The sequence below is a fragment of the Moorena sp. SIO3I6 genome, from assembly GCF_010672095.1.
Genome location: NZ_JAAHHU010000244.1, coordinates 1 through 7,217 on the forward strand (window position 1 = coordinate 1; position 7,217 = coordinate 7,217).

Consider the following 7,217-nt stretch of genomic DNA (forward strand, 5'->3'; position numbering starts at 1 on the left):
AACGCAGTACTCGTCAAAAAATCAAACGAGCCAGCATGGACACGAGGTATATGCTGAAAATTTTAAAAGCCTCGATTCCCTTACAGTCTAACTTATCTGGGGCATAATTTTTCGCCGCTGTACCCTGGAAAACTACCTGATGATGATTATCCAGTTCTCATACTAAATCCGGTTGTCATACCCCATTAAAAAAATGCTTAAATAGAAGCTAGCCAATGATAGAAAGTTAAATTTCTAATTTCTTCTTTCATCTCACTCAAAACCTGACAACGTTTTACTAACAATTCTTCGATTTCATCAATCGTCTCAAAACAATTATTTACTAAAGGTTCATCCCCTAATTTACACAGTCTTTCTGCTGGTTGTAATTCTGGAGAGTATGGGGGCAAAAACTCTAGTTTAATTCCTGAAGTAATTTTTACCTTCTTACTCCGATGCCATCCAGCATTATCTTCTACTAACAACACTTTTTTTTTGGAGAAATGCCCACATCTTCAGCAAATTTTTTAGAGACTAGGTTTAACCATTCTGTATTGAATCTGGGGATTAAATACCATAAATTTTTTCCAGTCTTAGGTTGGACAAATCCATAGACATACAACCATTGATAACGATGTTGAACAATCGCCATTGGTCTTTCTCCTATTTTCGACCATCCCTTTTTTAAGATTGGTTTTAAACCGACTCTATGTTCATCGAAAAACCACAGTTGTATTTCTGAGTTTAAATCGGCTTGTTCTATTTGTTTTACTTTGATTGGTAAATTTTTAATAAATTATTCTTGTTCAATTTTATTTCCTTTCCTATGTTTTGGTATCGGACTCTGCCATGAAAATTTGAGCTTTTTTAAGTAATCCCATCCTCTCTTGAAGTTACCGTAAGAGTAGTGCAGCCAAAGCAAGTTGGTAGGCTATGGATCAAAGGTGACAGGTCTTGTTGTAAGGCTGCACTACTCTAAGGTTTCGTCTCTGATTCCAGACTTTTTTAACTCTTTGAAGTTACCGTAAGAGAGGGTCGCCTTTATAGGGACAGGTTATGGGTAATATTTTTAAGTTATCTGAAATAAGGCCGGAGATGAAACCTTAGAATAAAGAAGCCTTTATAGGCGAAAGGCTATGGGTAAAAGGGATAAAACTCATGGAATAAGGCTTCTTTATTCTTACGGTAACTTCAAACCACTCTCTAAGGTTTCGTCTCTGGTTTCTTTTTCGATCCAACGAGCTACTTTTGGTCCTGTCCAAATTCCTCCGTCTGATGGTCTTGATTCTAATTCTTTTGCTAATTTTTTAAGTTGAGATTCTCTTAGTAGTGGTTTTTTGCCTCCCCTATGCTGTCTGTGCTTATTTTTTAAATTCTGGACTCCTTTTTCTCCAAAATTATTATATTTTTTAACTATCTCTTTGCCATAATCATAATTAATACCCACAGCGATGGCACTATTTTTAATAGTCCACCCTAAGGACACTTTCCACAGTAGGTGCCATCTTCTTGATTCGTTCGCGTAGCGTGGCCAAAAGGCCACTAAATCTTTACTTTTGAGGTACTTTTGTTTCAGTTCGTCGGAACTACAATGATTGGCTAGAGTAACTTTTTTGGGCATCCATCTTGTCTCCATCAATTTTCTTATATTATAAGGGTGTTTGACAACCGGATTTGGTATGATTACTCAAACCCGTATCAACCAAGAGTTCTCGACAAGGGAGGATCTCGATTGGATTACAGCCTTAACTGCTCATCAAATCAAACTCTTGGCTGAGCAAGAAGTGATTCAACTGGGACTGTTTGATGAACAAAATTTAGTGGAAGTGGAATCAGTAGATTATCCGGGGGAAAGATTAATCGCTTGTCGCAATCCAATAACTGCTGATTCAAGGGCTCAAAAACGAGAAAAACTCTTACATAAAACAGAATAAGAATTAGAAAAAATTGTTCAAGCTACTCTCCGATAAAAAAGGGCTTTAAAGGGTGCTGACCAAATTGGCCTCCGAGTCGGAAAGGTGATTAACAAGTATCGAGTGGGGAAGTTCTTTGAACTGGAAATCACGAACAACAGCTTTTCCTACACCCGCAAGCCCCAAGGCTTAAAAGCCGCCGCTGCCTTGGATGGATTATATGTCATTCGTACTTCTGTAGACACCGAAGTTTTAGATGCTCCAGCTACAGTGAAAGCTTACAAAAGTCTGTCTCAAGTCGAACAGGCTTTTCGCTCTTATAAGACGATGGATTTAAAAGTCCGTCCCATTTATCACCATCTCGAAAGCCGAGTTAAATCTCACGTTTTTCTTTGTATGCTGGCTTATTATGTGGAATGGCATATGAAGCAGGCTCGCTTCACCGATTCTTTTTGATGACGAGGACGACACCCCGATTGATTGGGATGGAGTTACTCCTGTTAAACGTTCAAAAAAAGCTAAATCCCACGGCTCGTAAGAAGCGGACAGCCCAGAACTTACCCGTACACAGCTTTTCGACTTTGATGGCAGATTTAGTAACAATTACTCTCAACACAATTGCTTCTAAATTAGAGGGGGCTGATCTGACTTTTTTGAAAATTACTCAACCCACACCAGTCCAACAAAAGGCGTTAGATTTACTTGGTGTTTCCCTATTTGTACCCAGTAAATGACCGACAGAAAATCTGCTATTCCTTACCCTGCATAGGTTGCCATTTTTGTCAAAGGGGGAACTTCAGTCTCGAAGCGATCGTTAAATCAGGCAATGACTATCTAGTTAAAGTCAAAACTAATCAACCAAAGCTATATCAACAAATAGAAACCCTATCGAATCGGCAAAGAGCACAACAAAAAGTGACCCATCATGAAAAAACTAGAAACCGTAATAGTTATCGTAAAATCGTTGTGTTTGATCCACCCGAAAACCTTGATCCGAAATGGATTGGCGTGGGTTGTGTGATTAAAGTCGAACGTAGTGGAACTCGTGGCAATGAGACTTATCGAAGCATCAGTTATTATCTTTGTTCAAAACCACCTCAATCTCGCCGTCTGTCAGAAGGTATACGAGGACATTGGCTAATTGAAAATTCTCTTGATTGGGTAAAAGATGTCATCTATGAGGAAGATATTAGCCCACAAACATCAGGATTTGCTCCTTTAAACTTATCTGTGCTCAAAACCTGGGTTTTAACCCTTTTAAGAGCACATGGCTTTGATTCGATCAAGGGAGCGATCAGTGAAGCGATGCAGCGCGGTCTTGGGGGTTTCCCCCGGAGACGAAACCTGATTACGTTGAGCCTTTATGGTTGGTAGGCTATGCAGATGCATGGTTAAAACTTATTGATTAAGGCGAGCCTGTCTTACGGTAACTTCAAACCACTCGCTATTGCATCAAGACAATAGACCTCTTGCAAAAGTCTTTCGTGGTATAATTATAAATTTGGCAATTTTTTATTTAGCGTACGCTTAAGACTAACAAACTTGCTTTGTAATCTCTTTGTGTATAAGCGTAGTATACAATTTAGCTAATTTTCACAAAATTTACTATTATAACTCAAAATATTTTGGCAAGAGGTCTAATGAGCCATAATCTGAGCTATATCCTCAGTTTTTGTACTTAAGAGTAATTATCTCTGATTATCTTCTATTTTATTGAGAATGAAACAGCCCTGCCCGGATAATACCGGGCATCGACTCTAATAGTTAGAATAGATACTGGTTGAGATTAATTCCCGGCGATATGCACCACCACCTCCCGGTAGTGAGCCTGTCGGCGATGCTCCCAAATATAAATGCCTTGCCAGGTTCCTAAGAGCAATCTCCCCTGAGCAATAGGAATCTGTTCCGATGTTTGAGTCAGCGCAGTGCGGATATGAGCAGGCATATCATCGGAACCTTCGGCACTATGGCTATAGCTTTTGCCATCTTCTGGTACTAATTTAGCAAAAAAGTTCGATAAATCCGTGAGCACATCAGGATCAGCATTTTCCTGAATTACCAAACTTGCGGAGGTATGACGGAGGAAAATGGTACACAGTCCAGTCTCCAGTCCTGATGTAGCAACCACAGATTGAACTTTCCCGGTAATGTTGGAGAAGGATTTACCGGTAGTCTTGATTTTGAGTCGTTGTTGATAATGAGTCATAGAAGGCTTGGTTAATCTAGCCACTGCTACCCGAGCTGTTTCAGTTCCTCGGATGGTGTTTCCGAGGTTTCTGTGGCTACAGCTGTTGGTGGATTGACAGGAGACTTATCCACCACAGGTGTTTCCAAGGTTTCTGTGGCTACAGCTGTTGGTGGATTGTCAGGAGACTCATCCACCACAGCACCAGTTTCTGATGACTCTAGAGTATCTTCTGATAACGACTCAGGGACGGTTGCCAATTCTTCTGTATACAACTTATCCAGTTGAGCAGCAGTTTCTGATAACTCTGGCTTTTCTGCTGATTCTGGCTCAGTTGCAGATTGATTGTCACTCGACTCATCTGCCTGCTCGGAATTTTCCGATGCCTCTGGATTCTCCGGTTCCCCATCACGCCAAGGGGAATCATAGTGATTCCAGGGCAGAATTGGCTTGTTGGGCAGGTTACGGGTCAAGACAGTGATGTTCTCTGGGTCTGGTTCCGGTAAACTCAAGGGTTCTCCGGAGGGTTTTTTATTAACCTGTTTAGAATTCATAGTCTCAGCGAAAGCCAACAATACATCACATCAGTTTAAGCGCAGGAATGCAAAACTCTGCTATGACATTCAAAGTAATAATCAAGGCAACCCCCCAAGTTACATAAGCAGAATACTTCAACGATAGAGAAAAATCTTCTAATCGCTGCCTGTTTGCATTATAAGTCTCTACCAGATTAACCAGCATCTGTAGCTGGTATTGTTCTGGTGAGAGTACCAGGTAACGTTCTAGGAATTTTTTATCTCCCAAGTTGGGACTGACTGCTATCTGACGCGGGAGAAAAGCACGGATTAGTAGGGTAAAATTAAGCATAAATCCCAGTATCTCGGCTATACCAAATGGGCTGCGGAAAAATACTAGCCCAGATATGGTTAAACTCGTTAACAAGGCTCCGTTAGTGACAAACAAGATATTGAGCTTTGTGGTCAAGGTTTGACTGCGCTCCCTTTGTTGATCAAGTACCATACGAACGTCTCGTGCTGCCAACTCTAGGCTGGGGAAAGAGGTCTGCTCTTCAGAGGTCTGTTCTTCAATAGTAGAGGTTTCTGGTGTGTCGATGGACTTTGGGATAGAATTTTGGCTATTCTGGATCTGTTCTATAAGCGAATCTACGGTAGATATCATGGCAGGGGCTATTTAGGCTATTTAGTGTGAGTCTGGAGGTAGTTAACAATATCTTTAGCAATCTTGTCTGTTCCATCCTTTACCAAGCTTTGAGATTTTCTGGGAGGCTTGGGAGTATGATGGAGGAATTCCCAGTTGCCGTGGAAAAATTCTGTCGGTGTTAAAATCTGATGGTGACCGTAGTCTTGCACCCCTTCTATTAGGATAGCGGCTTCAGCAAATCCCGAGCGGGTAACTGAAGAAATTGGGATATCCAGGCGTAAGGCTTCAGCAAAAGTACTGTACCCCGCTTTGGAAATCACTCGCGAGCACAAGGGCATGAAATCCACTGGTCGATAGTCGTGACCCTTGATTTTCAGTAAATTGGGTAAATCTGGTGCTTGAGAGTCAAATGTGATAAACTGCCAGTTAGGGAATCTAGATAGATTATGGTAAGGAATTTGTTCCAACCCTAATCCCCCAAAGGTGAGTAAAGCAGTTTTAAACTCTGGAGACTTCAGATCAAAATGCTTCCTTAATTGATCTGTACTGTATCCTGGTGATCCCCCTGTTAAGCCCACATCGGTGATCTGGGTGAACGCGCTCATGGGTTCATGTAAAGGAAGGCGAAATAAGCGATCGCATTTCCCATAATACTCACTGATCCAATCGGCAATCTCAGCAAACTCTCCTCCCCAGTCTCGATAGATGAAGTCCCAGCCAAAGTTACTCATCATCCAGCAGGGAATTTCAGCCGCTTGAGCAATACCTACAGCTAAGGGGGGAATATCGGCTAATATCAGGCCTACTCGATTGTTACGAATAAAGTCAACCTCACTAGCAATAATTGATCTAGCATTGGAACGAATTTGCTGTAGTTTGGTTAAGGTTACCTCTTTATCCATTGTTAAGCTGTCGGTTTGAATAACACCAACATCAAAAGCCCGTGGGCGATGAATAAAATCCCCCGGAATGTAGGATTCTAATAACCAGCGTGGTATTGTTGTTACTAGAATCAGTAAGATATCCGGACACAGTCGTTGAATAGCCGCAGCTACGGAGGCAGTACGTACAGCATGACCAAAACCGTGGCTAGTGATAGCGATGTATAAAACTGGTCTAGACATTCTAGGAGCTCAGGTATTGAGTTAATTGAAGGCTTTCATGCAGGCTAACAAAAATAAACCACAAGTGGCTAACTTTGGCAGTTATAGCACTACGCATTAAGGTGTTTGACATTCCTAAACTCCGAAACTTAGTCATAGCTTACTTCTAACTTCTGACTTCTGACTTCTGACTTGCGCGTAGCGCTATACTACCTTGATTATAATTTACACACTTTAAAATCGAATTCAGAAAAAATTTAAAGTTTTTTTTTAAAGGAGTTGAAAACCTGAGGGGGCGACGAAATAATCTAAAACGCAGACTCTATAGCAGAGAAAGAGTTGGTTAGGACAATACTCTGAAAGCATTATCCAGAGCATCCTGCAAACAATCAAATTCCTCAATGGTCTTCCGTAAATGATGTTTCAGTCGAGACCAAAATTTCTCAATTTTATTTAGGTCAGGTGAATAAGCAGGCAGAAACAGAAGCTCACACCCTGCCTGCTCGATTAATATCAAGTTCGGATAATTAGTTATAATTAAACTTCCCTTCCTCTGAAAAAACATTGCATTGCCACTCGCTATGCCAAAAACCGTCACTGTTGAATCCCATTTGAGTTCGGAGGAACTCTACTCTCGTTACCGGGCAAGCACCTCCTCGGTGCAACGCAGTCACTATCAAATCATCTGGCTACTTGCCGATGGGAAAACTCCAGCAACGGAAGCTCGAAGTTACTGGTTATAGCCGAATTTGGAGTGCGGCTTGTTCCGAGTAGGAGCTACTCGTAATAGAGTAGGGTATGACTCGGGGGCGCGTGATCAAATCACAAACCTAACTACCTGTACGGATGTGGGTGAAAACCCCACCGCTGAAGAGA

At 41.4% G+C, this 7,217-nt stretch carries 13 protein-coding genes and 1 pseudogene; 5 read left to right on the top strand and 9 right to left on the bottom strand.

Annotation, left to right across the window (positions count from 1 at the left end; genetic code table 11):
- Window positions 1–197: 197 nt before the first annotated feature.
- The 4 genes from F6K49_RS32720 to F6K49_RS32730 form a co-directional block, all read right to left on the bottom strand.
- Window positions 198–464: a transposase gene (locus F6K49_RS32720; protein ID WP_293103345.1), complete on the bottom strand. Its 267-nt coding sequence runs from the start codon at window positions 462–464 to the stop codon at window positions 198–200.
- Window positions 458–631: a hypothetical protein gene (locus tag F6K49_RS32725; RefSeq protein WP_293103348.1), complete on the bottom strand. Its 174-nt coding sequence runs from the start codon at window positions 629–631 to the stop codon at window positions 458–460. The genes F6K49_RS32720 and F6K49_RS32725 overlap by 7 nt, the downstream gene beginning before the upstream one ends.
- A gap of 144 nt (window positions 632–775) precedes the next feature.
- Window positions 776–901, bottom strand: a complete 126-nt coding sequence (locus F6K49_RS53725) for a winged helix-turn-helix domain-containing protein (RefSeq protein WP_366514259.1) — start codon at window positions 899–901, stop codon at window positions 776–778.
- Between the two features lie 258 nt (window positions 902–1,159).
- Window positions 1,160–1,600 carry a helix-turn-helix domain-containing protein gene (locus F6K49_RS32730; RefSeq protein WP_293029912.1) on the bottom strand — a complete coding sequence of 147 codons (441 nt, stop codon included), beginning with the start codon at window positions 1,598–1,600 and terminating at the stop codon, window positions 1,160–1,162.
- A 58-nt stretch (window positions 1,601–1,658) separates the two neighbouring features.
- Here F6K49_RS32730 and F6K49_RS32735 point away from each other — a divergent pair, with 58 nt between their 5' ends.
- From F6K49_RS32735 to F6K49_RS32750, 4 genes are all read left to right on the top strand, one after another.
- Complete coding sequence (locus F6K49_RS32735; protein WP_293072285.1) at window positions 1,659–1,913, top strand: hypothetical protein; 255 nt, start codon at window positions 1,659–1,661, stop codon at window positions 1,911–1,913.
- Window positions 1,914–1,997: 84 nt separating this feature from the next.
- Window positions 1,998–2,348: a hypothetical protein gene (locus F6K49_RS32740; RefSeq protein WP_293029914.1), complete on the top strand. Its 351-nt coding sequence runs from the start codon at window positions 1,998–2,000 to the stop codon at window positions 2,346–2,348.
- Window positions 2,348–2,626 (top strand): hypothetical protein, encoded by a 279-nt coding sequence (locus F6K49_RS32745; RefSeq protein ID WP_293029917.1) that lies wholly within the window; start codon window positions 2,348–2,350, stop codon window positions 2,624–2,626. The genes F6K49_RS32740 and F6K49_RS32745 overlap by 1 nt, the downstream gene beginning before the upstream one ends.
- Window positions 2,610–3,266 (top strand): ISAs1 family transposase, encoded by a 657-nt coding sequence (locus F6K49_RS32750; protein ID WP_293103352.1) that lies wholly within the window; start codon window positions 2,610–2,612, stop codon window positions 3,264–3,266. The genes F6K49_RS32745 and F6K49_RS32750 overlap by 17 nt, the downstream gene beginning before the upstream one ends.
- Before the next feature lie 412 nt (window positions 3,267–3,678).
- Here F6K49_RS32750 and F6K49_RS32755 read toward each other — a convergent pair whose 3' ends face one another.
- From F6K49_RS32755 to F6K49_RS32775, 5 genes and pseudogenes are all read right to left on the bottom strand, one after another.
- The gene (locus tag F6K49_RS32755; RefSeq protein WP_293029924.1) at window positions 3,679–4,098 is read right to left on the bottom strand and encodes a secondary thiamine-phosphate synthase enzyme YjbQ; all 420 of its coding nucleotides are present in this window, start codon (window positions 4,096–4,098) and stop codon (window positions 3,679–3,681) included.
- 26 nt (window positions 4,099–4,124) lie between these two features.
- Window positions 4,125–4,631: a hypothetical protein gene (locus F6K49_RS32760; protein ID WP_293029927.1), complete on the bottom strand. Its 507-nt coding sequence runs from the start codon at window positions 4,629–4,631 to the stop codon at window positions 4,125–4,127.
- A gap of 25 nt (window positions 4,632–4,656) precedes the next feature.
- Window positions 4,657–5,256, bottom strand: coding sequence for a hypothetical protein (locus F6K49_RS32765; protein ID WP_293072283.1), 600 nt, complete (start codon window positions 5,254–5,256; stop codon window positions 4,657–4,659).
- A 17-nt stretch (window positions 5,257–5,273) separates the two neighbouring features.
- Window positions 5,274–6,362 (bottom strand): glycosyl transferase, encoded by a 1,089-nt coding sequence (locus tag F6K49_RS32770; RefSeq protein WP_293103357.1) that lies wholly within the window; start codon window positions 6,360–6,362, stop codon window positions 5,274–5,276.
- 322 nt (window positions 6,363–6,684) lie between these two features.
- Window positions 6,685–6,852, bottom strand: a pseudogene (locus F6K49_RS32775) (transposase); the annotation flags it as partial.
- Between the two features lie 70 nt (window positions 6,853–6,922).
- Here F6K49_RS32775 and F6K49_RS32780 point away from each other — a divergent pair.
- Window positions 6,923–7,084, top strand: a complete 162-nt coding sequence (locus tag F6K49_RS32780) for a hypothetical protein (RefSeq protein ID WP_293029936.1) — start codon at window positions 6,923–6,925, stop codon at window positions 7,082–7,084.
- Window positions 7,085–7,217: the final 133 nt, after the last annotated feature.

Coding starts and splice junctions, on each gene's coding strand:
- F6K49_RS32725 (WP_293103348.1), bottom strand. CDS start 631: ATGGCGATTGTTCAACATCGTTATCAATGGTTGTATGTCTATGGATTT.
- F6K49_RS32730 (WP_293029912.1), bottom strand. CDS start 1,600: ATGCCCAAAAAAGTTACTCTAGCCAATCATTGTAGTTCCGACGAACTG.
- F6K49_RS32735 (WP_293072285.1), top strand. CDS start 1,659: ATGATTACTCAAACCCGTATCAACCAAGAGTTCTCGACAAGGGAGGAT.
- F6K49_RS32745 (WP_293029917.1), top strand. CDS start 2,348: ATGACGAGGACGACACCCCGATTGATTGGGATGGAGTTACTCCTGTTA.
- F6K49_RS32755 (WP_293029924.1), bottom strand. CDS start 4,098: ATGACTCATTATCAACAACGACTCAAAATCAAGACTACCGGTAAATCC.
- F6K49_RS32760 (WP_293029927.1), bottom strand. CDS start 4,631: ATGAATTCTAAACAGGTTAATAAAAAACCCTCCGGAGAACCCTTGAGT.
- F6K49_RS32765 (WP_293072283.1), bottom strand. CDS start 5,256: ATGATATCTACCGTAGATTCGCTTATAGAACAGATCCAGAATAGCCAA.
- F6K49_RS32770 (WP_293103357.1), bottom strand. CDS start 6,362: ATGTCTAGACCAGTTTTATACATCGCTATCACTAGCCACGGTTTTGGT.
- F6K49_RS32780 (WP_293029936.1), top strand. CDS start 6,923: ATGCCAAAAACCGTCACTGTTGAATCCCATTTGAGTTCGGAGGAACTC.